At 64.9% G+C, this 26,846-nt stretch carries 26 protein-coding genes; 3 read left to right on the forward strand and 23 right to left on the reverse strand.

Features of this window, described 5'->3' with window-relative positions:
• Window positions 1-22: 22 nt before the first annotated feature.
• From nuoJ to QZ471_RS04060, 17 genes are all read right to left on the reverse strand, one after another.
• Window positions 23-535: an NADH-quinone oxidoreductase subunit J gene (nuoJ, locus tag QZ471_RS03980; RefSeq protein WP_058793298.1), complete on the reverse strand. Its 513-nt coding sequence runs from the start codon at window positions 533-535 to the stop codon at window positions 23-25.
• 9 nt (window positions 536-544) lie between these two features.
• Window positions 545-1,093, reverse strand: a complete 549-nt coding sequence (gene nuoI, locus QZ471_RS03985) for an NADH-quinone oxidoreductase subunit NuoI (RefSeq protein ID WP_058764039.1) — start codon at window positions 1,091-1,093, stop codon at window positions 545-547.
• Between the two features lie 10 nt (window positions 1,094-1,103).
• Window positions 1,104-2,114, reverse strand: coding sequence for an NADH-quinone oxidoreductase subunit NuoH (gene nuoH / locus QZ471_RS03990; RefSeq protein WP_058793296.1), 1,011 nt, complete (start codon window positions 2,112-2,114; stop codon window positions 1,104-1,106).
• The gene (gene nuoG, locus QZ471_RS03995; RefSeq protein ID WP_295461076.1) at window positions 2,111-4,828 is read right to left on the reverse strand and encodes an NADH-quinone oxidoreductase subunit NuoG; all 2,718 of its coding nucleotides are present in this window, start codon (window positions 4,826-4,828) and stop codon (window positions 2,111-2,113) included. The genes nuoH and nuoG overlap by 4 nt, the downstream gene beginning before the upstream one ends.
• Before the next feature lie 137 nt (window positions 4,829-4,965).
• Window positions 4,966-6,315 carry an NADH-quinone oxidoreductase subunit NuoF gene (gene nuoF, locus QZ471_RS04000; RefSeq protein ID WP_295461077.1) on the reverse strand — a complete coding sequence of 450 codons (1,350 nt, stop codon included), beginning with the start codon at window positions 6,313-6,315 and terminating at the stop codon, window positions 4,966-4,968.
• Window positions 6,312-6,812 (reverse strand): NADH-quinone oxidoreductase subunit NuoE, encoded by a 501-nt coding sequence (gene nuoE / locus QZ471_RS04005; RefSeq protein WP_058793293.1) that lies wholly within the window; start codon window positions 6,810-6,812, stop codon window positions 6,312-6,314. Before nuoE ends, nuoF begins: the two co-directional genes overlap by 4 nt.
• 2 nt (window positions 6,813-6,814) lie before the next feature.
• Window positions 6,815-8,599, reverse strand: a complete 1,785-nt coding sequence (gene nuoC / locus QZ471_RS04010; protein ID WP_288478158.1) for an NADH-quinone oxidoreductase subunit C/D — start codon at window positions 8,597-8,599, stop codon at window positions 6,815-6,817.
• 50 nt (window positions 8,600-8,649) lie between these two features.
• Complete coding sequence (locus QZ471_RS04015) at window positions 8,650-9,324, reverse strand: NADH-quinone oxidoreductase subunit B (RefSeq protein WP_059226202.1); 675 nt, start codon at window positions 9,322-9,324, stop codon at window positions 8,650-8,652.
• 10 nt (window positions 9,325-9,334) lie between these two features.
• Complete coding sequence (locus QZ471_RS04020; RefSeq protein WP_059226203.1) at window positions 9,335-9,748, reverse strand: NADH-quinone oxidoreductase subunit A; 414 nt, start codon at window positions 9,746-9,748, stop codon at window positions 9,335-9,337.
• Between the two features lie 258 nt (window positions 9,749-10,006).
• The gene (locus QZ471_RS04025) at window positions 10,007-10,768 is read right to left on the reverse strand and encodes a secretin N-terminal domain-containing protein (RefSeq protein WP_295461083.1); all 762 of its coding nucleotides are present in this window, start codon (window positions 10,766-10,768) and stop codon (window positions 10,007-10,009) included.
• Window positions 10,765-11,295: a histone acetyltransferase HPA2 gene (locus QZ471_RS04030; RefSeq protein WP_295461084.1), complete on the reverse strand. Its 531-nt coding sequence runs from the start codon at window positions 11,293-11,295 to the stop codon at window positions 10,765-10,767. The genes QZ471_RS04025 and QZ471_RS04030 overlap by 4 nt, the downstream gene beginning before the upstream one ends.
• Window positions 11,296-11,306: 11 nt before the next feature.
• Entirely contained in the window at window positions 11,307-12,485 is a 1,179-nt protein-coding gene (locus tag QZ471_RS04035) for a cupin domain-containing protein (RefSeq protein ID WP_295461086.1), read from the reverse strand.
• A 58-nt stretch (window positions 12,486-12,543) separates the two neighbouring features.
• A complete protein-coding gene (gene purB, locus QZ471_RS04040; protein WP_295461088.1) occupies window positions 12,544-13,914 on the reverse strand; it encodes an adenylosuccinate lyase in 1,371 nt (456 codons plus the stop codon).
• A gap of 87 nt (window positions 13,915-14,001) precedes the next feature.
• The gene (gene hflD, locus QZ471_RS04045; RefSeq protein WP_295461090.1) at window positions 14,002-14,622 is read right to left on the reverse strand and encodes a high frequency lysogenization protein HflD; all 621 of its coding nucleotides are present in this window, start codon (window positions 14,620-14,622) and stop codon (window positions 14,002-14,004) included.
• On the reverse strand, window positions 14,619-15,728 hold the full coding sequence (mnmA, locus tag QZ471_RS04050) for a tRNA 2-thiouridine(34) synthase MnmA (RefSeq protein WP_295461091.1): 1,110 nt from the start codon (window positions 15,726-15,728) through the stop codon (window positions 14,619-14,621). The genes hflD and mnmA overlap by 4 nt, the downstream gene beginning before the upstream one ends.
• 1 nt (window position 15,729) lies before the next feature.
• Window positions 15,730-16,182 carry an NUDIX hydrolase gene (locus tag QZ471_RS04055; protein WP_295461092.1) on the reverse strand — a complete coding sequence of 151 codons (453 nt, stop codon included), beginning with the start codon at window positions 16,180-16,182 and terminating at the stop codon, window positions 15,730-15,732.
• Window positions 16,183-16,311: 129 nt separating this feature from the next.
• Window positions 16,312-18,543 carry an NADP-dependent isocitrate dehydrogenase gene (locus QZ471_RS04060; RefSeq protein ID WP_295461094.1) on the reverse strand — a complete coding sequence of 744 codons (2,232 nt, stop codon included), beginning with the start codon at window positions 18,541-18,543 and terminating at the stop codon, window positions 16,312-16,314.
• 423 nt (window positions 18,544-18,966) lie between these two features.
• On the opposite strand from QZ471_RS04060, the gene QZ471_RS04065 reads away from it, so the two are divergent.
• Window positions 18,967-19,176: a hypothetical protein gene (locus tag QZ471_RS04065; protein ID WP_295461095.1), complete on the forward strand. Its 210-nt coding sequence runs from the start codon at window positions 18,967-18,969 to the stop codon at window positions 19,174-19,176.
• 432 nt (window positions 19,177-19,608) lie between these two features.
• Here the strand turns inward: QZ471_RS04065 and QZ471_RS04070 are convergent, their stop codons facing one another.
• The 3 genes from QZ471_RS04070 to QZ471_RS04080 form a co-directional block, all read right to left on the reverse strand.
• Window positions 19,609-21,075, reverse strand: coding sequence for an inorganic phosphate transporter (locus tag QZ471_RS04070; protein WP_295461096.1), 1,467 nt, complete (start codon window positions 21,073-21,075; stop codon window positions 19,609-19,611).
• A gap of 82 nt (window positions 21,076-21,157) precedes the next feature.
• Entirely contained in the window at window positions 21,158-21,514 is a 357-nt protein-coding gene (gene queD, locus QZ471_RS04075; protein ID WP_295461098.1) for a 6-carboxytetrahydropterin synthase QueD, read from the reverse strand.
• A gap of 106 nt (window positions 21,515-21,620) precedes the next feature.
• Entirely contained in the window at window positions 21,621-21,878 is a 258-nt protein-coding gene (locus QZ471_RS04080; RefSeq protein WP_295461099.1) for a hypothetical protein, read from the reverse strand.
• A 175-nt stretch (window positions 21,879-22,053) separates the two neighbouring features.
• On the opposite strand from QZ471_RS04080, the gene QZ471_RS04085 reads away from it, so the two are divergent.
• On the forward strand, window positions 22,054-22,611 hold the full coding sequence (locus tag QZ471_RS04085; RefSeq protein ID WP_295461101.1) for a hypothetical protein: 558 nt from the start codon (window positions 22,054-22,056) through the stop codon (window positions 22,609-22,611).
• On the opposite strand, the gene QZ471_RS04090 is transcribed toward QZ471_RS04085, so the two are convergent.
• From QZ471_RS04090 to QZ471_RS04100, 3 genes are all read right to left on the reverse strand, one after another.
• Entirely contained in the window at window positions 22,566-24,437 is a 1,872-nt protein-coding gene (locus QZ471_RS04090) for an ABC transporter ATP-binding protein (RefSeq protein WP_295461102.1), read from the reverse strand. The genes QZ471_RS04085 and QZ471_RS04090 overlap by 46 nt on opposite strands.
• Window positions 24,438-24,533: 96 nt before the next feature.
• Window positions 24,534-25,085, reverse strand: a complete 552-nt coding sequence (locus QZ471_RS04095) for a peptidylprolyl isomerase (RefSeq protein WP_295461104.1) — start codon at window positions 25,083-25,085, stop codon at window positions 24,534-24,536.
• A 66-nt stretch (window positions 25,086-25,151) separates the two neighbouring features.
• Window positions 25,152-26,042 (reverse strand): LysR family transcriptional regulator, encoded by an 891-nt coding sequence (locus tag QZ471_RS04100; protein ID WP_295461106.1) that lies wholly within the window; start codon window positions 26,040-26,042, stop codon window positions 25,152-25,154.
• A 173-nt stretch (window positions 26,043-26,215) separates the two neighbouring features.
• Between QZ471_RS04100 and QZ471_RS04105 the strand changes: the two genes are divergently transcribed.
• Window positions 26,216-26,800 carry a DUF3060 domain-containing protein gene (locus QZ471_RS04105; protein ID WP_295461108.1) on the forward strand — a complete coding sequence of 195 codons (585 nt, stop codon included), beginning with the start codon at window positions 26,216-26,218 and terminating at the stop codon, window positions 26,798-26,800.
• The last annotated feature ends 46 nt before the right edge of the window (window positions 26,801-26,846 follow it).

Consider the following 26,846-nt stretch of genomic DNA (forward strand, 5'->3'; position numbering starts at 1 on the left):
CTGTTCTCCAGTCCTTGGCGACTCACTCGCCGATCCCGTCTTTGACGTCGCTGCGACCCAGGTGATAGGCCGCGACCAGGGCACCCAGCAGCAGCATGGAGGCCAGCTCGACCGCCAGCAGATAGGGTCCGAACAGGCTGATGCCCACGGCCTTGGCTTCCACCGAGGTATGGCCGATGGTGGCGCCGCCCGGGGTACGCGAGAGCACCACCAGCAGTTCCACCAGCAGCGCCGCGGCGAGGATCGACGGACCGATCCAGACCTTGGGCGTCAGCCACTTGCGTTCCTGGTCGGAGACCACCGGGCCGAGGTTGAGCATCATCACCACGAAGACGAACAGCACCATGATGGCGCCGGCGTAGACGATGATCTCCAGGGCCCCGGCGAAGGGCGCGCCCAGGGCGAAGAACACCATGGACACCGCCAGCAGCGAGATGATCAGGTACAGCAGCGCATGCACCGGATTGGTGTTGGTGATCACCCGGAAGGTAGCCAGCACGGCCACCCCGGCGGAGAAATAGAAGGCGAATTCCACGACAGCTCCTTAGGGCAGCAGGCTCTTCACGTTGATCGGCTCTGCCTCGCTCTGCGCGGCACCCTTGGGCTTACCCGCGATGGCCATGCCGGCCACCCGGTAGAAGTTGTACTCCGGATACTTGCCCGGGCCCGAGATCAGCAGGTCCTGCTTCTCGTACACCAGCTCCTGGCGATTGAACTCGGACATCTCGAAGTCCGGGGTCAGCTGGATGGCGGTGGTGGGGCAGGCCTCCTCGCACATGCCGCAGAAGATGCAGCGAGAGAAGTTGATGCGGAAGAACTCTGGGTACCAGCGGCCGTCCTCGGCTTCGGTCTTCTGCAGCGAGATGCAGCCGACCGGACAGGCCACGGCGCACAGGTTGCAGGCCACGCAGCGCTCCTGGCCGTCGGGGTCACGGGTGAGCACGATGCGACCGCGGTAGCGCGGCGGCAGGTACACGGGCTCCTCGGGGTATTGCAGGGTGTCGCGCTTGCGGAAGGCGTGACCGAAGATCATCACCACGCTACGCAACTGGGTGTAGGTGCCATGCAGGACGTGCAGGATTTCCTTGATCATGACGGATACCTCACTGGCCGATGGCCGGCTGGGCGTTGTAGAGCACCACAGCGCCGGTCACCAGCAGGTTGATCAGGGTCAGGGGCAGGCAGAACTTCCAGCTGAAGGCCATTACCTGGTCGTAGCGCGGACGGGGGACCGAGGCGCGCAGCAGGATGAAGATCATGATGAAGAAGGCGGTCTTCAGGGCGAACCAGAAGAACGACAGCCAGGGCAGGGTATCCAGGAAGGGACCGTGCCAGCCGCCGAAGAACAGGGTCACCAGCAGCGCCGAGATCAGCACGATGCCGATGTACTCGCCGACGAAGAACATGCCCCACTTCATGCCCGCGTATTCGATGTGATAGCCGTCGGCGAGCTCCTGCTCGGCTTCCGGCTGATCGAAGGGATGACGGTGGGTGACGGCGATACCGGCGATGAAGAAGGTGCAGAAGCCGAAGAACTGGGGAACGATGAACCACCAGCCCTGATGCTGCGCCTCGACGATATCCCTCATGTTGAAGGAACCGGTCACCGCGACGATGCCCATCACCGACAGCCCCATGAACACCTCGTAGGAGAGGGTCTGGGCCGAGGCGCGCATGGCGCCCAGCAGGGAGAACTTGTTGTTGCTCGCCCAGCCGGCGAAGAGCACGGCATAGACGTTAACGCCGGCCATGGCGAAGAAGAACAGCAGGCCGATGTTCAGGTCCGCCACGCCCCAGTAAGGGGTGATGGGGATGATCGAGAACGCCACCAGCAGCGACCCCATGGCGATCACCGGCGCCAGGGCGAAGATCATCTTGTCGGCGAACGGGGGCGTCCAGTCCTCCTTGAAGAACATCTTCAGCATGTCGGCGCCTAACTGGAAGGCGCCGAAGGGGCCGACCCGGTTGGGACCGTAGCGATCTTGCCAGAGGCCCAGCAGACGCCGTTCGACGAAGCTCAGCAGCGCCCCGCAAATGACGACCGCCAAGAGGATGACGATGGCCTTGAGGATGCCGATGACCACGGCGATGAGGGTGGGGGTGAGCCAGGTCATGCCGCGGCCTCCTGCAGTCCTTCCACGGTCAGGCCGGCGAAGTCCACCGGAATCCCTTCGAAGCCAGCCGGCAGACCGACCAGGCCAGCCGACAGCTCAGGCTTGATCTGCAGCGGCAGACGCAGTTCCTGGCCGGCGACCTGCAGGCGCAGCAGCGCGCCTTCGTTGACGCCCAGGCGGTCGGCATCGGCCTTGGCCAGCGCCACATAGGCGGCCGGGATGCGCTCGCGCACCGGCTCGGCACGGGAAGAGGTCTCTTCGCTACCGAACAGGTGGTACAGCGGCACGGCCTGGAAGCCACTTTCGGTACCCCGTACGGCAGCAGCCGGGACGGCGAACCAGCTCAGGCGATCGCCCTGGGATTCGATCAGGCGGACACCCGGATCGCCAGCCCGCAGGTGGCCACCGACTTCGTCCTGGAACTTGTTCCAGGCCTGGGGCGAGTTCCAACCTGGCGACCAGGCGAAGGGGATCTGCTGCCGCGGCTCGGCGCTGCCGGCATAGCCTTCCATGGAGAAGGCGAAGGCGGTGTCAGCGTCCTGGGGCGCGCGTGGCTCGTGCACGCTGAGGTTGGCGCGCATGGAGGTGCGACCGCTGTAGCGATGCGGTTCGCGGGCGAGTTTGAGACCCTTCACCCGGAAGCTGGCGTTGGGCGCCGCGTCGCGGATGGCGCTCAGTTGCGGCGCGGCCACGGCCACGGCGTCGGTGACATGGTCCAGCTGCGTCCAGTCCACCGGACGGTTGTCCAGGGTATTGCGCAGGGCGTGCAGCCACCGCCAGCCTTCGCGGACCAGGCTGGAAGGATCGTAGTAGCTCGGCTCATAGACCTGGAAGAAGCGCTGGGCGCGACCTTCCTGGCTGACCAGGGTACCGTCGCCTTCGGCGAAGCTGGCTGCCGGCAGCACCAGGTCGGCGCGCTGGGCGGTAGCGGTGCGCTGGTGATCCAGCACCACCAGCACCTGGGCGCGGGCCAGGGCCTGATCCACCTGCTGGGCAGGGGCGCGGCGATAGAGATCGTTCTCCAGCACCACCAGGGCGTCGGCCTGGCCATGTTCCAGGGCGGCGAAGGCGGCTTCGACGGACTCGCCGCCATAGAGCGCCAGGCCCAGGCTGTTGGCCTCGGGCACCACCAGGCTCAGGGAGCCGGCCTTGCCCTTGGCGGCCAGGGCCTTGGCCAGGTTGGCGGCGGCTTCGATCAGCGCGGGCTCGCCCAGGGAGGTACCGGATACTACCAGCGGACGTTCGGCGGCCAGCAGGGTCTCGGCTAGCAGGCGCGCCTGCTCGGCGACCTCGTCACTCAGGCCGTCGACGGCTGGGGCACTGGCATCGATGGCATGGGCGACGGCATGGCCAAAGCGAGCCAGCTCCAGCGGCGAGCCATGCAGACGGGCGTCGGCGACGTCGTCCAGGCGGGTGGCGGCGACGCTGGCGATGAACAGCGGATTGCGTTCGCTCTGGCCGATGTTCTGCACGGCCGCGTTCAGCCAGGGCTGGATCTTCTGCGCCGCGGCCATGGCCTCGGGCTTGCCTTTGACGGCCTGGCGCAGGGACAGGGCCAGGCGGGCGGCAGTCTGGGTCAGGTCCTCGCCGAGGACGAAGACGGCGTCGTGCTTCTCCATGGCGCGCAGGGTCGGGACGGGCAGGGGACTGTCCTTGAGCACCTGCAGGACCAGGCGCACGTTGGCCAGGTCACGGGCGCTCATGCCGCTGTAGAAATTCTCGGCGCCGACCAGTTCGCGCAGGGCGTGGTTGCTTTCCAGGCTGGCGCGGGGCGAACCGATGCCGATGACCTTCTTGCCGCGCAGCAGCAGGGCGGCGCGATCCAGGGCGGCGTCGATGCCGGTCTCCAGGCTGCCATCTTTCAGCAGGGCCTGGCGCGGACGATCCTTGCGATTGACGTAGCCATAGCCGAAGCGGCCACGGTCGCAGAGGAAGTACTGGTTCACCGAACCGTTGAAGCGGTTCTCGATCCGGCGCAGTTCGCCATAGCGCTCGCCGGGGCTGATGTTGCAGCCCGAGGAGCAGCCATGGCAGATGCTCGGGGCGAACTGCATGTCCCACTTGCGGTTGTAGCGCTCGGAGTGGGTCTTGTCGGTGAACACCCCGGTCGGGCAGACCTCGGTCAGGTTGCCGGAGAATTCGCTCTCCAGGGCACCGTCCTCGACGCGGCCGAAGTAGACGTTGTCGTGGGCGCCGTAGACGCCCAGGTCGGTACCGCCGGCGTAATCCTTGTAGTAGCGCACGCAGCGATAGCAGGCGATGCAGCGGTTCATTTCGTGAGCGACGAACGGGCCGAGGTCCTGGTTCTGGTGGGTACGCTTGGTGAAGCGATAACGGCGCTTGTTGTGGCCGGTCATCACCGTCATGTCCTGCAGGTGGCAGTGGCCGCCTTCTTCGCAGACCGGACAGTCGTGGGGATGGTTGGTCATCAGCCATTCGATGACGGAGCTGCGGAATTCCTTGGCTTCGGCATCTTCGATGGAGATGTAGGTCTTGTCGCTGGACGGCGTCATGCAGGACATGACCAGGCGCCCGCGGGTGTCATTCTCGTCGGCGAACTGCTTCACCGCGCACTGGCGGCAGGCGCCAACGCTGCCCAGCGCCGGGTGCCAGCAGAAATAGGGGATGTCGAGCCCCAGGGACAGGCAGGCTTCGAGGAGGTTGTCCGCCCCGTCGACCTCGTACGTCTTGCCGTCTACATGGATAGTGGCCATAGGGTTTTCTTCTCACCCGCGCAAGGCGGGTCTGGCTAATGGGAAAACGTTCGCGCCGCCCTGGTATCGCCAGTGGCAACGCCGGCCGGGTCGTGCCCGGCCAGAAAGCTGTGAAGAAGGCCCCGTGGGGCCAGTCTTCAGGTCACGGTCGCGGAAGCGGTCGGACGCGGCTCGCTGGGCGCCTTGCTTACACCGGCCTCGAACTCCTCGCGGAAATACTTGATGGCACTACCCAGGGGCTCGACGGCGCCCGGTGCGTGGGCACAGAAGGTCTTGCCCGGGCCGAGGAAGTTGACCAGTTGCAGCAGGGTGTCCAGATCGCCCTGCTGGCCTTCGCCCTTCTCTAGGGCGCGCAGGAGCTTGACGCTCCAGGGCAGGCCATCGCGGCAGGGGGTGCACCAGCCACAGGATTCGCGGGCGAAGAACTCTTCCATGTTGCGCAGCAGCGAGACCATGTTGATGCTGTCGTCCACCGCCAGGGCCAGGCCGGTACCCATCCGGGTGCCCACCTTGCCGATGCCGCCGGCATACATCTGCGCCGAGAGGTGCTCGGGCAGCAGGAAACCGGTACCGGCGCCACCGGGCTGCCAGCACTTCAGCTTGAAGCCGTCGCGCATGCCGCCGGCGTAGTCTTCGAACAGCTCCTGGGCGGTGATGCCGAAGGGCAGCTCCCAGACGCCGGGATTCTTCACCTTGCCGGAGAAGCCCATGAGCTTGGTGCCCATGTCTTCGCTGCCTTCGCGGGCCAGGCTCTTGTACCAGTCGACACCGCCCGCGACGATGCCCGGCACGTTGCACAGGGTCTCGACGTTGTTGACGCAGGTCGGCTTGCCCCAGACGCCGACGGCGGCGGGGAAGGGTGGCTTGGATCTCGGGTTGGCGCGGCGGCCTTCCAGGGAGTTGATCAGCGCGGTCTCTTCACCACAGATGTAGCGCCCGGCACCGGTGTGGACGAACAGCTCGAAGTCGAAGCCGCTGCCGAGGATGTTCTTGCCCAGTAGGCCGGCGGCCTTGGCTTCTTCCACGGCGCGCCGCAGGTTGGCGGCGGCGTCGACGTATTCGCCGCGCAGGAAGATGTAGCCACGGTAGGCCTTGAGTGCCCGGGCGCTGATCAGCATGCCTTCCACCAGCAGGTGCGGCAGCTGCTCCATGAGCAGGCGGTCCTTCCAGGTGTTGGGCTCCATCTCGTCCGCGTTGCACAGCAGGTAGCGGATGTTGAGGGACTCGTCCTTGGGCATCAGGCCCCACTTCACGCCGGTGGGGAAGCCCGCACCGCCGCGGCCCTTGAGGCCGGAGTCCTTGACTTCCTGGACGATGGCATCGGGAGCCAGCTCGGTCAGCGCCTTGCGCGCCGCAGCGTAGCCGTTCTTGGCCTGGTATTCCTCCAGCCAGACCGGGGCGCCGTCTTCACGCAGGCGCCAGGTCAGCGGATGGGTCTCGGGAGTACGGGCGATGCTGTTGGCAGGCCCGAAGGAGGTCAGTCTCATGCGTATCCCTCCAGCAATTTGGCCACGCCCGCGGGTTGGACATCGCCATGGGTGTCGTCGTCGATCATCAGCGCCGGGGCCTTGTCGCAGTTGCCCAGGCAGCACACCGGCAGCAGGGTGAAGCGGCTGTCGGCGGTGGTCTGGCCGAGGCCGATGCCCAGTTGCCGCTGGATCTCGCCAACCACGGATTCGTGGCCGCCGATGTAGCAGGTCATGCTGTCGCACACGCGAATGATGTGGCGACCGACCGGCACGCGGAAGATCTGGCTGTAGAAGGTGGCTACGCCCTCGACGTCGCTGGCAGGGATGCCCAGCACTTCGCCGATGGCGTAGATGGCGCCGTCCGGCACCCAGCCACGTTCCTTCTGGACGATCTTCAGGGCCTCGATGGACGCCGCGCGCGGATCCTCGTAGTGGTGCATCTCGTGTTCGATGGCCGAACGCTCGGTGTCGCTCAGGACGAAACGGTCGGTTTGGATCAGGGTGTCGGTGCTCATGCTCAGCGGTCCACGTCGGCCATGACGAAGTCGATACTGCCCAGGTAGGCAATCAGGTCGGACACCATGCTGCCGCGGATGACGGCCGGGATCTGCTGCAGATGCGGGAAGCTCGGCGTCCGGATGCGGGTGCGGTAGCTCATGGTGCTGCCATCGCTCGTCAGGTAATAGCTGTTGGCGCCCTTGGTCGCCTCGATCATCTGGAAGGCTTCGCCGGCCGGCATCACCGGACCCCAGGACACCTGCAGGAAGTGGGTGATCAGGGTCTCGATGTGCTGCAGGGTGCGCTCCTTGGGCGGCGGCGTGGTCAGCGGGTGATCCGCCTTGTACGGGCCTTCGGGCATGTGCTGCAGGCACTGCTCGATGATGCGCAGGCTCTGGCGCATCTCCTCGACACGCAGCATGCCGCGGTCGTAGCAGTCGCCGTTGTGGGCGATGGGTACTTCGAATTCGAAGTTCTCGTAGCCGGAGTAGGGGCGGGCCTTGCGCAGGTCGAAGTCCAGGCCGGTCGCACGCAGGTTGGGACCGGTGACGCCCCACTCGAGGGCTTCCTTGGTGTTGTAGACGGCGACACCCTTGGTCCGGCCGACCAGGATGCTGTTCTTCATCGCGGCCTTTTCGTACTCGTCCAGACGCTTGGGCATCCAGTCGAGGAATTCGCGGACCAGCTTGTCCCAGCCGCGCGGCAGGTCGTGGGCGACGCCACCGATGCGGAACCAGGCCGGGTGCATGCGGAAGCCGGTGATGGCCTCGATGACCTTGTAGGCGCGCTGACGATCGGTGAAGGTGAAGAACACCGGGGTCATGGCGCCGACGTCCTGGATGTAGGTACCCAGGTACAGCAGGTGGCTGTTGATGCGGAAGAATTCGGCCATCATCACGCGGATGAAGTCGACCCGCGACGGCACCTTGATGCCGGCGAGCTTCTCCACCGAGAGGACGTAGGGCAGGTTGTTCATCACCCCGCCCAGATAGTCGATCCGATCGGTGTAGGGGATGTAGCTGTGCCAGGACTGGCGCTCGGCCATCTTTTCGGCGCCACGGTGGTGGTAACCGATCTCCGGCACGCAGTCGACGATTTCTTCACCGTCCAGCTGCAGGATGATACGGAAGGCACCGTGGGCGGAGGGGTGGTTCGGGCCCAGGTTGAGGAACATGAAGTCGGAATTCTCCGCATGCTCCTTCATGCCCCATTCCTCGGGCTTGAATCTCAGGGTTTCCTGCTCGAGATCCTGCTTGGCGGCATTCAGCGCATAGGGGTCGAACTCGGTGGCCCGCGCCGGATAGTCCTTGCGTAGCGGGTGACCCTGCCAATTGTCGGCCATCAGCATGCGCTTGGGCAGCGGGTGACCGTCGAAGTGGATGCCGTACATGTCCAGCACTTCCCGCTCGTACCAGTTGGCATTGGGGAAGATGCCGGTGGCGGTCGGCAGGCGCAGGTCATTGGCGGACAGCGCCACCTTGAGCATCACATCGCTGTTACGGTCGATGGACAGCAGGTGGTAGAAGACGGTGAAGTCCGCATTGGGCAGGCCACGGCGGTGGGTCCGCAGGCGTTCGTCCACGCCATGCAGGTCATAGAGCATGACGTAGGGGCGGGGCAGGTTGCGCAGGAAGCGCAGTACTTCGATGATTCTTTCGCGCGCCACCCAGATGACCGGCATGCCGGTACGGGTGTCTTGCAGGGTCAGGGCGTCGGCGCCGAATTGGCCCTGGAGTTCGCCAACCACCGACGCTTCGCCGGCAGGGGCGAGCGCAGAGGCGGACAGAGCGGTGTCTGCGGTCATGATGTTCCGTCGCTATCGATCGTCGTCAGCGTGCAGGTCCCGAAGGGGACTTACACTTCGTCTGGGCTGCGCAGGTTGGTGACCTGGATGCGGCGCTCGCGGTTCTGCTCGCGCTGCGAAGGCATCTCGGCGCGGTAGATCCCCTGGTCACCCACCACCCAGGACAGCGGGCGGCGCTCTTCGCCGATGGAGTCCTGCAAGAGCATCAGGCCCTGCAGGAAGGCTTCGGGGCGAGGCGGGCAGCCAGGCACGTAGACGTCGACGGGCAGGAACTTGTCCACGCCCTGAACGACCGAGTAGATGTCGTACATACCGCCGGAGTTGGCACAGGCACCCATGGAGATCACCCACTTGGGTTCCAGCATCTGCTCGTACAGGCGCTGGATGACCGGGGCCATCTTCATGAAGGGCGTCCCCGCGATGACCATGAAGTCCGCCTGGCGTGGCGATGCCCGGATGACCTCGGCGCCGAAGCGGGCGATGTCGTGGGGCGCCGTGAAGGCGGTGGTCATTTCCACATAGCAGCAGGACAGGCCGAAGTTGTAGGGCCAGAGGGAGTTCTTGCGTCCCCAATTGACCGCGCCCCGCAGAACATCTTCGAGTTTGCCCATGAAGATGCTGCGGTTGACCTGACTTTCGACGGGGTCGGCGACGGTTTCCCGCTCGCCGGCCGGATAGCGGTCTACTGCCGCATCGGGATCGATCCGGGTAAGTTTGTATTGCATTGCCAAAGCCTCATTGTTTCGACTTCGCCTGCCGCTGGCGACGACTCGCAGGCGCCCAGTCGAGCGCTCCGATTCGCCACAGGTAGACAAGACCCGCCAACAGAATTGCTATGAAAATGGAGGCTTCCACGAAGCCGGCCCATCCCGATTCACGGATGGACACCGACCAGGCGAAGAGAAAGAGGGCTTCGACGTCGAAGATCACGAAGAGCATCGCGACCAGGTAGAACTTGGCAGAGAGACGGAGTCGGGCACCCCCGGTGGGGACGATGCCGGACTCGAAGGGGTCGTTCTTGCTGCGACCTACGGCCTTGCTGCCGAGGAGGCTGGAGACTCCGAGCATGAAGCCGATCAGACCGACCACGCCCAGGAGGAATACCGCGAAGCTCCAGTTGTGGGTCAGTAGGCTGATCGACTCAGACATGCTTTGAATCCTTAATTATGGGTATCAGGCGCAATCGCTGCGACACGGTGTCGCAAGGCGAACAGATTTTATGCTCCATCGATTCATTCTGTAAATTTATAAGCTTAAAAAGATTCTATTTGACTGCTTTGAATCAAATTAAACGGAACTCTGGCTTTATTTGAGAATGAATATAGGAATTATTCTCGAATGGAGTGACGGAGAGCATGCACCCTAGATTGTGCTAGGTGACGAGAGTTCTACCGCGTGCCGATTTTGTCAGTCGATCAGGTCGGCGCGGATACTCAACTGACGGTCCTTGCGACCTTCGGTGGAGTAGTACTGGGTGAGACCCGAGCGATCCTCGTCCACCTGTTGGCGAAAGCCACCCAGATCCAGCCACTGGCCCAGAGGACCACTGATGCGGGTGGCGGCGCTCTGGGTCTGGACGGTGCCGGGCCGCATCGCAGCGGCGCGGTCGTCGACACTGTTGATGTCCAGATACACCAGATTGCCGCTCAGCCGGGCGGTGACCTGGAAGCCGCGCTCCAAGCGGCGGTAATCGGTCTGGGCATAGCTCTGCCCATAGGGCGAGGTCTGGTAGGTGGTCACGGGAACGTCTTCGCCGAAGCGGATGAAGGCGGGGTAGCCCTCGGTGACCTGGACGCGCTGGGCGCCATCCTCGCGTTGGTCGGTGCTGTTCTCGATGATGCGCACTTGGGGTGAGCGAGCGTTACCGGACACGCCATAGTCCTGTCCGGCACCGCTGCTGCCAGCGCGGGTGGCGAGGGTGATCAGCAGGCGCCGCGGCTGGGTATCCAGTTGCGCCAGCAGATTCTTGATCTCGGCCAGCTTCGCGGGCTCGGCGTTGACGATCAGTTGGTTGCCATAGACGTTGATTTTGCCGTCGGCGCCAAGTACCGACTGCAAGGTGGGCAATAGGTCGTCGGCCGTACGGTACTGCAGCGGAATGACTTCGGTTCGCGGCGCTGCCCAGACGCTGGCGCTCAGCAGCAGCAGGGAAACCAGTAGGCGTTTCACAGCACCATCCTCCGTAATTCCTGATCCGGCTGGCTAATCGCCCAGAGACGGTCGAAGACCTGTTGCTGGACCTTGACCGCTGCCCGGTCGCCATAGCGGACGAAGCCGTTGGGGGCGCTGCCGGTGCGGCGCAGCAGGGCCAGGTCGTCGACGATGAGGCAGGCGCCTTCCGGCCGTTGCTCGGTGGGCGGGCGACGGATCAATAGATTACTGGTCAGGCGTTGCGCCAGGGCGATGAGTCGATGGCCTTGGCGCATGGCCAAGGTGCTGTCGTTGATCAGGATGCGGACCTGATGCCGGGGATTGCCCAGCAGCAGATGCTTGATCGCCGCTTCGACGGTGAGATTGTCGTAGAGCGGTGCTTCCAGGTCGGGCGTCTGGATGCTCAGTTGGCGGCTGGCTTGGCCGATGAGGCGGACACCATGCTCACGCAGGGCGTCCAGGCCTTCGAGGCGCAGCGCGAGATCCTCGCCGAGCCGGGGCTCGGGCAGGCCGTCCAGGGTCAGATCGGCAAAGGACTCGTCCATGGCAGCTCCTGTCAGTCGTCTTCGTCTTCTCCGGCAAAAATCAGGCTGCCCTGCTGGAGCAGTTCGCGGATCAGGCGCATGGCATCCTCGTCCTGTAGCCAGGGCGCGAGATTGGCCTCGTGCAGGACGTCCGCCGAGCATAGCAGGTCGAGCAGCGGTTGCAGCCGCATGGGCAACAGGCGACTCTGGCCGCTGGCGAAGACCATCACCTCGTCTTCCAGGCGACTCCAGGCGATGCGGCCACTCGGGTTGCGCATCAGCAGGGCGCCTTCATCGAGTTCCTTGCGCAGCTGCTTGGCGCTGAGGTTTTCCCCGGCGACGCGCTCCGGGTAGCGCGGCTCGGTCATGTGCTGGCCGAACCAGGCCAGCAGCAGGCGATCGTCGCTGAGGTGGCGCTCCATCAGGCCGCGCAGGCGCTCGATGGCTTCGGGCGGGATCTCCGCCGGATGCTCGTTGGCCGGGGCGCAGCCGGCGTCGCTGTAGCGCTCGTCTTCGGGGATGAACTGGTTGAGGAAATCGGTGAAGTGGGTGAGCACCTCGCCGGCACTGGGTGCGCGGAAGCCGATGGAGTAGGTCATGCACTCGTCTTCGGCGATGCCGTCATGGGCGATACCCGGCGGCAGATAGAGCATGTCGCCCGGCTCCAGCACCCACTCGTCGGTCTGCTGGAAGTCGGCGAGGATCTTCAGCTCCAGGCCGTTGATCAGCGGGCTGTCGGCAGTGCACGGCTGGCCGATGCGCCAGCGGCGGCGACCATGGCCCTGCAGCAGGAAGACGTCGTAGTGATCGTAGTGGGGGCCGACACCGCCACCGGGGGCGGCGTAGCTGATCATGACGTCGTCGACGCGCCAGCTGGGCAGGAAGCGGAAGGGCTCCAGTACCTCGGCCACCTCGGGAACGAACTGGTCCACCGACTGCACCAGCAGGGTCCAGTCGCGCTCGGGCAGGCTGGCGAAGGTGTCTTCCGGCAGCGGGCCGCGGCGCAGCTCCCAGGTACGGTCCTTGCCGATGATTAGGCGAGATTCGATTTCCTCTTCCAGCGACAGGCCGGCCAGTTCGTCGGGTTCCAAGGGATTCTGGAAGTCGGGGATGGCCTGGCGGATCAGCAGGGGTTTCCGCTGCCAGTAGTCGCGCAGGAATTCACGGGCGGTGAGGCCGCCGAGCAGTTGCAGGGGTTGATCCGGGTTCATGCACACCTCGCGCAATGAAAAACGCCCGGCGGTGCCGGGCGTGAGAAAGAAAGCAGCCTCAGACCCGACGAGCCTGCTCGGCGGCATTGCCGATATAGCCGGCCGGAGTCAGCTGGCGCAGTTCGGCCTTGGCGGCTTCGGGGATTTCCAAGCCGTCGATGAAGGTCTGCAGGGCGCTGGCGCTGATGCCCTTGCCGCGGGTCAGCTCCTTGAGCTTCTCGTAGGGATTGGCCACGCCATAGCGGCGCATCACGGTCTGCACCGGCTCGGCGAGGACTTCCCAGCAGGCGTCCAGGTCTTCGGCGATGCGCGCGGCGTTGAGTTCGAGCTTGCCGATGCCCTTGAGCGTGGCCTCGTAGGCGATCACGCCGTGGGCCAGGCCGGTGCCCAGGTTGCGCAGCACGGTGGAGTCGGTCAGGTCGCGCTGCCAGCGGGAGATCGGCAGCTTGCTGGCCAGGTGCTGGAGGATGGCGTTGGCGATGCCCAGGTTGCCTTCGGAGTTCTCGAAGTCGATGGGGTTGACCTTGTGCGGCATGGTCGAGGAGCCGATTTCGCCGGCCACGGTCTTCTGCTTGAAGTAGCCGAGGGAGATGTAGCCCCAGATGTCCCGGTCGAAGTCGATCAGGATGGTGTTGAAGCGGGCGATGGCATCGAACAGCTCGGCGATGTAGTCGTGCGGCTCGATCTGGGTGGTGTAGGGGTTCAGGGTCAGGCCGAGGTCGTCTTCGATGAAGGTACGCGCATTGGCTTCCCAGTCGACATCCGGGTAGGCGGACAGGTGGGCGTTGTAGTTGCCCACGGCGCCGTTGATCTTGCCCAGCGGGCGGATGGCGGCGATCTGCTCGATCTGGCGCTCCAGGCGATAGACCACGTTGGCCAGTTCCTTGCCCAGGCTGGTGGGGGAGGCGGGCTGGCCATGGGTGCGCGAGAGCATGGGCACGTCGGCGAAGCGATGGGCCAGCACGCGGATCTCACCGGCGATCTGGCGCATCAGCGGCAGCAGCACCTGGTCACGGCCTTCACGCAGCATCAGCGCGTGGGACAGGTTGTTGATGTCCTCGGAGGTGCAGGCGAAGTGAATGAATTCGCTCACCGCGGCCAGTTCCGGCAGCTTGGCGACCTCTTCCTTGAGCAGGTATTCGATGGCCTTGACGTCGTGGTTGGTGGTGCGCTCGATGTCCTTGACCCGCTGCGCCTGCTCGACGCTGAATTCGGTGGCCAGCTTGTCCAGCAAGGTATTGGCCTCGTCGGAGAAGGGCGCGACCTCGGGAATGCCCGCGTGGGCGGCCAGGCGCTGCAGCCAGCGGACCTCGACCTGGGCGCGGAAACGGATCAGGCCGAATTCGCTGAAGATGGGGCGCAGGGCGGCGGTCTTGCCGGCGTAACGGCCGTCGATGGGCGATACGGCGGTGAGCGAGGAGAGCTGCATGGGCATTCTCTTGGTAGCGGGGGAGAAAGGGGCGGAATTCTACACGCAAAGGCCGGGGCTTTAGTACCGCCGCCGGCCGGTCCGGGATCAGCCGTTGCGCAGGGGATAGAGGTTGTCGAGCAGCTTGCGGCGATTGAGCACCAGTTGCCAGCGATGGCCGCCGAGTTGCCGCCACAGGCGAGCGGAGCGGATGCCGGCCAGCAGCAGGGCGCGCACCCGGGAGGCAGTGGCGGATTGCTGCAGGTAGCGCATTTCACCATGCACCTGGATGCGTTGCTTGAAGGTGCTCAGGGTGTCCTCGTAAAGACCCCCGCAGGCGGCGATCACATTTTCGTGGGCTACCCCGAAGTGCTCGACCTGAGTCTGGATCTGGGTGAGGCGGCGGCCGATCAGGTCGAGCAGATCGCCGCGCTTTTCCAGCTTGCGCTCCAGGGCGGTCATCGCCAGGGCATAGCGCAGGGGCTCGCGCTGCAGGCTGTTGGGGTTGCGCTCCAGGGTGCTGGAGAGGGCGCCAAGGCCCTCGCGCAAAGGCGTGACACTGCCGCCGTAGACCTCCAGGGTACTGCCGGGATCCCGCACCAGCAGGCTGCCGAGCAGGCAGGCCAGGGGCTCTTCCGGGACCTGGCCGGTACGCGCCAGCTGATCGACCAGCACGGCGGCCTGGAAGACGCCGCCCAGGGCGATGAGTTGTTCCTGGGTGCGATTCATGCGGCAGGGGCCTCGGCGCAGGCAGGTTGGTAGTGTTCGATCACGCCACCGCCCAGGCAGACGTCTCCGTCGTAGAAGACCACCGACTGGCCGGGGGTGACGGCGCGCTGGGGTTCGTCGAAGACCACCCGGTAGCCGGCGCCCTGGCGCTCGATCTGGCAGGGCTGGTCCTGCTGGCGATAGCGGACCTTGGCGGTAAGGCGGCGCGGTTGGGCAAGCTCCAGGTCATTGACCCAGAACATCTCGCCGACGGTCAGGGCCTCCGCGAACAGCCAGGGGTGGGCATTGCCCTGGCCAACGATCAGCACATTGCGGGTCAGGTCCTTGCTCAGCACGTACCAGGGATCGTCACCGGCATCTTTCATCCCGCCGATGCCCAGGCCCTGGCGCTGGCCGATGGTGTGGTACATCAGGCCGTGGTGGCGGCCGATGACCTCGCCGGTGGTGGTCTCGATGTCGCCCGGCTGCGCCGGCAGGTACTGCTTGAGGAAGTCGCTGAAACGGCGCTCGCCGATGAAGCAGATGCCGGTGGAATCCTTCTTGCGCGCCGTGGCCAGACCATGCAGCTCGGCGATGGCACGCACCTCGGGCTTTTCCAGTTCGCCTACCGGGAAGAGGGTGCGCGCCAGTTGCTCGCCACCCACGGCGTGGAGGAAGTAGCTCTGGTCCTTGTTCGCATCCAATCCCTTGAGCAGCAGGGTCTGGCCGTCGATATCGCGGCGGCGCACATAGTGACCGGTGGCGATCAGGTCGGCACCCAGGGCCAGGGCATAGTCGAGGAAGGCCTTGAACTTAATCTCGCGGTTGCAGAGGATGTCCGGATTCGGCGTGCGGCCGGCCTTGTATTCGGCGAGGAAGTGCTCGAAGACGTGATCCCAGTACTCGGCGGCGAAGTTGGCCGTGTGCAGCTTGATGCCGATGCGGTCGCAGACTGCCTGGGCATCGGCCAGGTCTTCCTTGGCGGTGCAGTACTCGGTGCCGTCATCCTCGTCCCAGTTCTTCATGAACAGGCCCTCGACCTGATAGCCCTGCTCCTTGAGCAAGAGGGCCGAGACCGAGGAATCCACTCCGCCGGACATGCCGACGATGACGCGGGTGCCGTTCACTTCAAAAACCTCTCATATCTACGATCATCGACAGGGGATAGCGGTGGCCGTCCAGGTATTTCTCGATGGCGTCCAGCACCAGCGGACTGCGCAAGCGCGCCTGCTCTGCGCGGATCTCATCGAGCGTCAGCCAGACCGCGCGGGTGATATCGGCATCCAGGGCGCGCTCCGGCTCGTGGGCCAGGGGGCGGGCATGGAAGGCCGTGCGGTAGTAGGTGACGCCATTGGCCGGGGCGACATAGAGGCCGATGCCGATCACGCCCAGGATTTCCACCTGCCAGGCGGTTTCTTCCAGGGTCTCGCGCCGCGCCGCCTCGACCAGGCTCTCACCCGGTTCCAGGTGCCCGGCCGGCTGGTTGAGCACCAGGCGACCCTGTTTCTCTTCCTCGACCAGCAGGAAGCGGCCGGCGTCTTCCACCACGGTGGCCACGGTGACGTGGGCGTGCCAATCCATCTCGGACTCCGCTATCGGTAATCGCGCAGTATACGCCTTAAGCTTTGTCGGTCCCAAATGCAGCGAACCCCGGCCGAGGCCGAGGTTCGCTGTGATCACCCGTTCAGGCTGCGAGCGCAGCCCTCAGGTTCAGCCCTTGAGCTGGGCCAAGGCGGCGTTGAGCGTGGCGCTCGGACGCATGGCCTGGCTGGTCTTGGCCTGGTCGGGGTGATAGTAACCACCGATGTCCACCGGCTGGCCCTGGACGCCATTCAGCTCGGCGACCACCTTGGCTTCGTCGGCGGTCAGCGACTTGGCCACGGGCTCGAACTGGGCCTTCAGCTCGGCGTCGTCATTCTGCTCGGCCAGGGCCTGAACCCAGTACAGCGCCAGGTAGAAGTGGCTACCGCGGTTGTCCAGTTCACCGGCCTTGCGCGACGGCGACTTGTTGCTGTCGAGGAACTTGCCGTTAGCCTGGTCCAGGGTCTTGGCCAGCACCTTGGCCTTGGCGTTACCGGTGGTCTCGCCCAGGTGGTTCAGGGATTCGGCCAGGGCCAGGAACTCGCCCAGGGAATCCCAGCGCAGGTGGTTTTCCTGCACGAATTGCTGGACGTGCTTGGGCGCGGAGCCGCCGGCACCGGTCTCGAACAGGCCGCCGCCGTTCATCAGCGGGACGATGGACAGCATCTTGGCGCTGGTGCCCAGTTCCATGATGGGGAAGAGGTCGGTCAGGTAGTCGCGCAGGACGTTGCCGGTCACCGAGATGGTGTCCTCGCCTTTACGGATACGCTCCAGGGAGACGCGGGTGGCGTCCTCGGGCGACAGGACGCGGATGTCCAGGCCGTTGGTATCGTGGTCCTTGAGGTAACGCTCGACCTTGGCGATGACCTGGGCGTCGTGGGCGCGGTTCTGGTCCAGCCAGAAGATCGCCGGGGTGCCGCTGGCGCGGGCACGGTTGACGGCGAGCTTGACCCAGTCCTGGATCGGTGCGTCCTTGGTCTGGCACATGCGCCAGATGTCACCGGCTTCGACCGGGTGCTCGAAGATCACCTTGCCCTGGTCGTCGGTCACGCGCACGGTGCCGTCGGTGGGGATCTGGAAGGTCTTGTCGTGGGAGCCGTACTCCTCGGCCTTCTGCGCCATCAGGCCGACGTTGGGCACGCTGCCCATGGTGCTGGGATTGAAGGCGCCGTTCTTCTTGCAGTCCTCGATCACCACCTGGTAGACGCCGGCGTAGCAGCGGTCGGGGATGATGGCCTTGGTGTCCTGCAGGTTGCCTTCGGCGTTCCACATCTTGCCGGAGTCACGGATCATGGCCGGCATGGAGGCGTCGACGATGACGTCGCTCGGCACGTGCAGGTTGGTGATGCCCTTGTCGGAGTTGACCATGGCCAGCGCCGGGCGCTGGGCGTACTGGGCATCGAAATCGGCCTTGATGGCGGCCTGGGTGGCTTCCGGCAGGCTGGACAGGCGAGCGTAGAGGTCGCCGATGCCGTTGTTGCGGTCGAAGCCGGCTTCCTTCAGGGCGGCCTCGTGCTTGGCCAGCACGTCCTTGTAGAACTCGCCGACGATGACACCGAACATGATGGGGTCGGAGACCTTCATCATGGTGGCCTTCAGGTGCACGGAGAACAGTACGCCCTGGGCCTTGGCGTCTTCGATCTGGGCGGCGATGAAGCTCGCCAGGGCCTTGCGGCTCATGGTGGAGGCATCGACGATCTCGCCGGCCTTGACTGCGGTCTTCTCTTTCAGGACCTTGCTGCTGCCGTCCTTGCCGATCAGTTCGATCTTCAGGCTGCCGGCGTTCTCGATAGTGGCCGAGCGCTCGCTGCCATAGAAGTCATGGGCGTCCATGTGGGCGACGTGGGACTTGGAGTCGGCACTCCAGGCACCCATGCGATGGGGGTGCTTGCGGGCGTAGTTCTTGACCGACAGCGGGGCGCGACGGTCGGAGTTGCCTTCGCGCAGGACCGGGTTAACGGCACTGCCCTTGACCTTGTCGTAGCGCGCCTTGACGTCCTTTTCCTTGTCGTCCTTGGGCTCGTCCGGGTAGTCCGGCAGCGCATAGCCCTGGCCCTGCAGTTCCTTGATCGCGGCCTTGAGCTGCGGGACCGAGGCGCTGATGTTGGGCAGCTTGATGATGTTGGCTTCGGGAGTGGTGGCCAGTTCGCCGAGTTCGGCGAGGTGGTCGGAGATGCGCTGCTCTTCCTTCAGGTACTCGGGGAAGAGGGCGATGATGCGGCCGGCAAGGGAGATGTCACGGGTTTCGAGGGCGACGCCGGACGAGGCGGTGATGGCCTCGACGATGGGGAGCAGCGAATAGGTCGCCAGGGCGGGCGCTTCGTCGGTCAGGGTGTAGATGATCTTCGACGTGGTGGACATGTCTTGCTTTAACTCCTCTTTATCACAGCTGTGGCGCGAAGCCGGGCGAGCGAGGATCGACCCTGGAGTCGATAGACGCCCCAAGAAGGCGTTATCGGGCCGCGCGGCAGGCGCGGCGGCGATGGACGTGCGATGCGACAAAGCGTCGCTGCGGAAATAGCGCGGTCGGCCGATACAGCCAGCGGAACCGGCAGGGCCTGCAGCGACCCGTCAGTCGCGGAAGTATACCAGCGCGGCGCCTGGCGTGCATTCGTGGTGCCGCAGGAGGATTGCCCGGAGTGGGCGCCGGTCTAGGCAGCGGGAAGGGGGATGCTTGGCACGCCGGTTGGGCGGGTCAACGGCCTTGACCAATCGACGACCGGCCCTGCCCGGAAAAAGCTTAAGGGACTACACTATCGCCCCTCAGAATTTCACGAGGTCGTTATGAAAACCAAGGACAATGCGTCCAAAACCCGTTCCTGGGCCATCGTCGGGCTGGAAACGCTCGTTATCGTTGCCCTGTCGCTGTACATCGCCTTTGGCGTCGGCCTGTTCATCAAGCACCACTGCTGGGATACCCTCACCCCGCAGCAGCAAGACCAGATCCTCGAGCAGATGAGCCGCAGCGCTCAGGAAAGCAGCCTGCTCACCTGATTCGTCCGAATCACCGCTTCTCGAACAATCACAAGAATCTTCCTTTTTCCTCGCCATCCGCATGCCATTCGGCGTATTGGAAGGCTGGCCTGTGCCCAGCGTTCGACCGAATCAGAAAGCCAGGTGCTTGCGGGTCGCCACTGGCGAAGACGTGCCCATCTTCCGGGTAAGCCTAGGCAGGCTGGTTGGGGAGGGGCGAGCGCGGCGCGCCAGGCGCAGCATGGCCCAGAGAACGGCCAGCGACAGGGCCAGCCAGCCAAGCACGAGAAGGAGGATGTAGGTCGCAGGACTCATTGACGTTCACCGTACGGCTGTCTCGGAAAAGTATCGGTCGGACACATTTCACTAGACTCGTCAATAGCTGTCCTGTTCGGGGTTTCCCGACGAGGGGTTCGCCCGGACGCTAAGCGTGCAGCGCCCGGGCGGTATAGATCACAGGAACAGGTGTGCCAGCCAGAACAGGCCGGCGGACAGGGCCATGGAAGCAGGCAGGGTCAGCACCCAGGCCATGAGGATGTTGCGCACCGTGCTGCCCTGCAGGCCACTGCGGTTGGCGACCATGGTGCCGGCCACGCCCGACGACAGCACATGGGTGGTGGAGACGGGTAGGGCGAAGACGTTGGCCATGCCGATGGCGGCCACTGCCGTCACCTGGGCGCTGACGCCCTGGGCATAGGTCATGCCCTGGCGGCCGATCTTCTCGCCGACGGTAAGGACCACGCGGCGCCAGCCGACCATGGTGCCGATGCCCAGGGCCAGGGCCACCGCGATGATCACCCAGAAGGGCGCGTATTCGGTGGTGCTGGTGAGGTCCTTGCGCAGACGGCTGAGGTCATCGCGGTCCCGGGCGGTGAGCACCGGCAGCTTGCTGACTTTCTTCGCGGTGTCGTCCAGGCACAGCAGGTGGCGGCGTACCTGCTGGCGATGATCGTCGCTCATGGCGCGGTAGTCGGTGATGCCTTCCAGATCGACCAGCAGCGCCTTCAGCGTCGGCAAGGTCATGTGCGGGGCGCAGCGGAATTCCTGGGGCAGATCGCGATTGCCGGGCACTTCGGCGAGGAAGTCCTTGAGATTGTCGCCCTGGCGTTCGTAGAACTGGCCCAGGTGGATGGCGGCATCGCGGGTGCGCTCGATCTGGTAGGTGGTGCTGTCCAGGTCCAGTACGAACTTGGCCGGGACGATGCCGATCAGTACCAGCATGATCAGGCCGATGCCTTTCTGGCCATCGTTGGAGCCGTGCACGAAGCTCATGCCCATGGCCGAGAGCACCAGCATCAGGCGATTCCAGAAGGGCGGGTGCTTCTTGGCATCCACTTCGCGGCGCTGTTCCGGGGTCTTGTGCATCTTCGACAGCGGCCGCCAGCGCTTGAGGGCGAGCAACAGCAGACCGGCGACGGCGAAGCCGGCCAGCGGCGAGAAGATCAGCGACAGGCCGATGTCGATCGCCTTCTGCCAATTCACGCCTTCGCTCATCGGGATGCCGGTCAGCAGGGCATTGGTCACGCCGACGCCGAGGATGGAGCCGATCAGGGTGTGGGAGCTGGAGGCGGGGATGCCGAAGTACCAGGTCCCCAGGTTCCAGGTGATGGCCGCGGCGAGCAAGGAGAACACCATGGCCAGGCCATGACCGGTGTTGACGTTGATCAGCAGCTCCACCGGCAACAGGTGGACGATGGCATAGGCCACGCCGACGCCGCCGAGCAGCACCCCGAGGAAATTGAAGATACCGGAGAAGAACACCGCGAGGTGCGGCGGCATCGCTTTGGTGTAGATCACCGTGGCAACGGCGTTGGCGGTGTCGTGGAAGCCGTTGATGAATTCAAAGGCCAGCACGAAGGCCAGGGCCAGGACGAGGCTGATGGCGACCCAGGCGTGGAGTCCGCTGAAAAGTTCGAACATGGGGATACGTCGACAGTTGGCAGGCGCGAATTATGGCAGAAAAATGACTGCCACCATCGCCGCCTTGGAATGGGAGGGGAAATTAGTCGCCGCGGTAGATGCAGCCGCTGGTGCAGGTCTCGTGGATACGAACCTGGCTGAGTTCCGGCAGGAGCGGCTTGAGCTGCTGCCAGATCCAGCGGGCGAGCACCTCGCTGGTGGGGTTTTCCAGACCCGGGATGTCGTTCAGATAATGGTGGTCCAGGCGCTCGTACAGCGGCTTGAACACGGCCTTGATGTCGGCGAAATCGCGTACCCAGCCGGTGTGGGGGTCGAGGTTGCCCTCGATGTGCAGGGCGACCTTGAAGGAATGCCCATGGAGACGTCCGCACTTGTGGCCCGCTGGAACATTGGGCAGGAAGTGTGCGGCTTCGAAAATGAACTCTTTAAAGATTTCCACGATAACCACTCGCGTTGGGCCACGGGGTGTGGCGGCTGCGGGCCGGCAGTCTACCAGCTCGACAGCGCCTTGCCGAACCTCGCGGCCATGGCCTGCTGAGGTGACCCTAACCGGGCATGGACCAGGGTTCCAGCGCCTGGCCGTCGCGCGCCAGTTCCAGGCGCGTCTGCTCGATCAGGGCAGCGAGGTGGCCGGCATGGCTGTACTGGCTGCGGGCGACGTGGGCGACCGAGGCCAATACCTGGCTGCCGTCGGTGACCTTGAGGGAGAAGCTGGCATCGCTGGCGTCCTGCTGGACCTCGCCGTGCAGCGGCAGGAAGACCTTCTCGACGATCTGGATGGCGCGGGGAAGGTCGATGGTCATGGGTGGACTCCGCGAGGGCTGACCTTCGATAGAGCCTGATGGCCGGGAAAAATTCGCGTTTGCCATCGCCGCTGGGCTTAGGCAGTCTCCCGGGTTTTGCTTGGACGAACTTCCTATGCGCAGCGCCAATCCCCGCACTTTCTGGGCCCTTCTCGGACTTTCTGGCGTCCTCGGCTTGGCCGGCCTGATCGGTAATCGGGTGGGTTGGGACCGGCTGGAAATCGGCTATAGGACCGTCCCGTCGCCCAGCGGACTGGACATCGGCGTCGCGGGCCAGGTCATCACCGGGCTGCCGGCGCTGTGCATCGCCCTGGCCCTGGTGACGGTGGTGACCGCCCTGATCATCCGTGGCGGCCAGCGCTTCCGCGCGCGGTTGCCGCTGCCGGTGACCGCGGCCATTCTTTGGCTGATGCTGGCGACCTTGCTGGTGCTCTTCTATCCCAGCACCCTCGCGTTCCAGTGGGAAAATCACCGCAGCGCTGCGGAAATCGATTTCTATATCCTCCAGGAGCGCCATGGTCCCTTCCAGGGTACGGCGCAGAAGAGTCAGTTGCTGACCTACTACCGCGACTGTGGCCAGGCCGGGCAGGCGGCCTGTCCGGTATTCGACTGCGTGGTGGAGCGGCGCAGCTGGCTGGGTGGCTTCCAGAAGATCGAAGGCTTCTATCCCGGCCTCGACCAGGACCATCAATTGGAGCTGCTGCGCACCCGCTGCCTGCCCGGTACGCCGTGACCGACGAAGCCGCCGGTCTGGTGGCGCCAGAGCCGGGCGTAGAGACCGTTGTAGGCGATCAACTCGTCGTGGGAACCCATCTCGACGATCTGGCCGCGTTCCATCACCACCAGGCGATCCATGCGCGAGATGGTCGAGAGGCGGTGGGCGATGGCGATCACCGTCTTGCCTTCCATCAGGGTTTCCAGGCTTTCCTGGATGGCCGCTTCCACCTCGGAGTCGAGGGCGGAGGTGGCTTCGTCCAGCAGCAGGATGGGCGCGTCCTTGAGCAGCGTGCGGGCGATGGCGATACGTTGGCGCTGGCCGCCGGAGAGCTTGACGCCGCGTTCACCCACCTGGGCATCCAGGCCGGTGCGGCCATGGGCGTCGGTGATGCGGGCGATGAAATCGTCGGCCTTGGCCTTGCGCAGGGCGACGTGCAGCTCTTCGTCAGTAGCTTCGGGACGGCCGTAGAGCAGGTTCTCGCGAATCGACCGGTGCAGCAGCGAGGTGTCCTGGGTCACCACGCCGATCTGGCATCTCAGGCTTTCCTGGGTGACGTGGGCGATGTCCTGGCCATCGACCAGGATGCGCCCGCCTTCCAGGTCGTAGAGACGCAGCAGCACGTTGAACAGGGTGGACTTGCCGGCGCCCGACGGGCCGACCAGGCCGATCTTCTCGCCCGGGGCCACGTCCAGGGTCAGGCCTTCGATGATGCCGGCGCCCTTGCCGTAGTGGAATTGGATGTCGTCGAACAGCACCGCGCCGCGAGTCACCTGTAGCGGTTTGGCGTCCGGGGCGTCACCGACCTGGCGCGGCTTGGCGATGGTGCTCATGCCGTCCTGCACCATGCCGATGTTCTCGAAGATGCCGTTGACCACCCACATGATCCAGCCGGACATGCTGTTGATGCGGATCACCAGGCCGGTGGCCAGAGCGATGGCGCCCACGCTGATCACGCCCTGGTGCCACAGCCAGAGGGCCAGGCCGGTGGTGCCGGCGATGAGGAAGCCGCTGAGGATGGCGATGGTCACGCCCATGGCGGTGATCAGCCGAGCAGCACTCTCGGCCTTTTCCGTTTGTTCTTCCATGGCCTGGCGGGCGTATTGCTCCTCCTGGGCCGAGTGGGAGAACAGCTTGAGGGTGGAAATATTGGTGTAGCCGTCGACGATGCGCCCGGAAAGTTGCGAACGGGCTTCGGAGGCGATGGCCGAGCGCTCCTTGGTCTGGGGTACGAAGTACCAGAGGGCGATGACGTAGCCGATGATCCAGAGGACCAGGGGCACCATCAGCCAGACGTCGGCCTGAGCGAACAGGATCAGCGAGGTGACGGCGAAGATCAGCACGTGCCAGATGGCATCCACCGCCTGCACGGCCGAATCGCGCAGGGACACGCCGGTCTGCATGATGCGGTTAGAGATGCGCCCGGCGAAGTCGCTGTGGAAGAAGCCCAGGCTCTGCTTGAGCACGTAGCGATGGTTCTGCCAGCGGATCAGGGTGGTGAGGCTGGGGGTGATGGTCTGGTGCACCAGCAGGTCGTGCAGGCTGATGAACAGCGGGCGGAAGACCAGGGTGACCACCGCCATCCAGATCAGGGTGCCGCCGTGTTCCTGGAAGAACACCGTGCTGTTGGGCGCGCTGCCGGCCAGGTCGACGATTTGGCCAATGAAGTTGAACAGCGCTACCTCGATCAGGGCGCCGATCAGGCCGACGACCAACAGCAGGGCGAAGGCTGGCCAGGCTTGCTTGAGGAAGTGGAGATAGAAGGCGCCGACGCCAGTGGGCGGCATTTCGTCGGGGGCTTCCCGAAACGCATCGATGATGCGTTCGAAGCGGCGAAAGATCATGCGGGGTCCTTGTGAGGAGGAGACGGCGTCTCGCACTGGGGCCTCGCCTGGCTTACCGGACGACCGCCAGCGGATCGTCCGGCAGGACGGGTCGGCTTACAGCCGTTTGGCAGCGAGAATCATCACCGGTTCACGGGGAATGTCGCGCAGCATGCCCTGGCGGGTGGTCTGGACGCCGGCGATCTGGTCGACGACTTCCATGCCACGCACGACCTTGCCGAACACGGCGTAGCCGAAGTCACGCGAGCCGTGGTCGAGGAAGGCATTGTTCTCGACGTTGATGAAGAACTGGCTGGTGGCGGAGTTGACGTCCGAGGTGCGCGCCATGGCCAGGGTGCCGCGCAGGTTCTTCAGGCCGTTGTCGGCTTCGTTCTTGATCGGCGCGCGGGTGCGTTTTTCCTGCATGTCGCGGGTGTAGCCGCCGCCCTGGATCATGAAGCCGGGGATGACGCGGTGGAAGAGGGTGCCCTTGTAGAAGCCGCTGTCGACATAGGCCAGGAAGTTCGCGGTGCTGACCGGTGCCTTGGCTGCATCCAGCTCGACTTCGATGTCACCCTTGTTGGTGCTGATGAGTACGTGCGGATTGTCCGCGGCCCAGGTGGTGGAAGCGACGAACAGCGCGCAGGCGGCAAGCAGGGCTTTGAACATGATGAATCCTTGAGTGGACGGAAACGACTGGCGAACGATAGCAATCCGGCGGACACCCCGCCACGGTCAGCGCGGCAGGGCGTGCTGGCGCAGCAGGTTCATCAGGATCTGCGAGGCCGGACCCAGCTCGTGCTGGCGGGTCTTGTAGAGCTGGAAGGGGTGGAAGCGCTGGGCGCCCTGTTCCAGGGGCAGCGGCTTGAGCAGGCCCTGGTCGAGATCGCTCTGGATGGCATCCCGCGGTAGCCAGGCGAAGCCCAGGCCGTCGCGTAGGAAGGTCGCCGCCGTGCTGATGCTGCCCACCGTCCAGCGCTGCTCGGCGGCCAGCCAGCCGGCGTCCCTGGGCTGGGCGCGGCCGCTGTCGCGGATGACGATCTGCAGCTGTTCTTCCAGATCAGCGGTCACCAGGGTGCGCTGCAGCTGGTGCAGGGGATGCTCGGGATGGGCGACGGCGACGAACTCCACGGTACCGAGGGAGGCACCCAGATGGGCGGCGATCACCAGGCCGGTGATCGCCAGGTCCGCGGAGCCGTCGAGCAGGGCTTCTTCCACCCCGGACAGCACCTCTTCGCGCAGGCGCACCCGGCAGCCGCGACTCTGCGGCATGAACTCGCGCAGGCAGCGCAGCAACTGGCGGGTGGGGTAGGCGGCATCCACTACCAGGCGTACCTCGGACTCCCAGCCCTGCTCCATGTGATAGGCCAGTTCTTCCAGCTGGCTGGCCTGCTGCACCAGGCGGCGCGAACGGCGCAGCAGCACGGCTCCGGCGTCGGTCAGCACCGCGCGGCGGCCTTCCAGGCGCAGCAGGGGGACGCCGAGTTGCTCCTGCATGCGGGCGACGGTGTAGCTGACCGAGGATTGGGAGCGGTGCAGCACCTCGGCAGCCTGGGCGTAACCGCCATGATCCACCACGGCCTGCAGGGTGCGCCATTGGTCGAGGGAAACGCGGGGAGTCTTCATCGAGAGCGTCGTGGCTACGAAAGCGGGCATGTTAGAGCGTGGCGGGGCAATGGGAAAACGCGGCGTGATTCACGGGATGAAAAAAAGCCGCGGCGCTCGTCAAACGCGGTGCAGACCCGAGGCTCGAAGCAAGCCGATGAGTTTTCCCACTTCAAGCGAGACAAGGAGTCACCATGTCGTCATTCAAGGCGTTGCTGGGTTGCTGTCTGCTCGTCGCTCCCCTGCTGGTCCATGCCGAAGAGCGGACCGCCGAGCCCCTCGAGATCGAAGGCCTCAACCTGACCCGTACCCTCGATTGCCAGGGCCGAGACGTTTCCCTCTCCGGCGAGGGCAATACCCTCACCCTCAAGGGCCAGTGTGGCGAGGTGTCCATCTATGGCAGCCATCACCGTCTGGTGATCGATAGTGCGCAGACGCTGGCCATCCATGGCCTGGGCAGTGTCACCACGGTCAAGGGTTCGGTGGCCAATCTGAGCATCGGTGGCGGCTACCAGCAGGTGCAGGCAAACGTGCGGGCCGGCAGCGAAGGCCTGGCCAAGGTCGATGCCTACGGCTACGGTGCCAAGGCGCGCCTGACCTTGCTGAGTCCTGCCGACATCGCCGTGGGTGGGTCCAACCAGCAGGTGTACTGGTCCCGGGCGGCAGGCGTGGCCGAGCCGAAGACGCTGGTTTCCGGCGCCGACAATGTACTGCAGGCCAACCAGTCGATGGCAGCGATCACCAGTGGTGATCCGTCGGGGCTGAACGCCAATCGATAGACCGCGGCGAGCGGGGCTTTTCCTCCGGCGACGGGCGCGTTAAGGT

This window comes from uncultured Pseudomonas sp. (assembly GCF_913774235.1).
Classification (GTDB): Bacteria; Pseudomonadota; Gammaproteobacteria; order Pseudomonadales; family Pseudomonadaceae; genus Chryseomonas.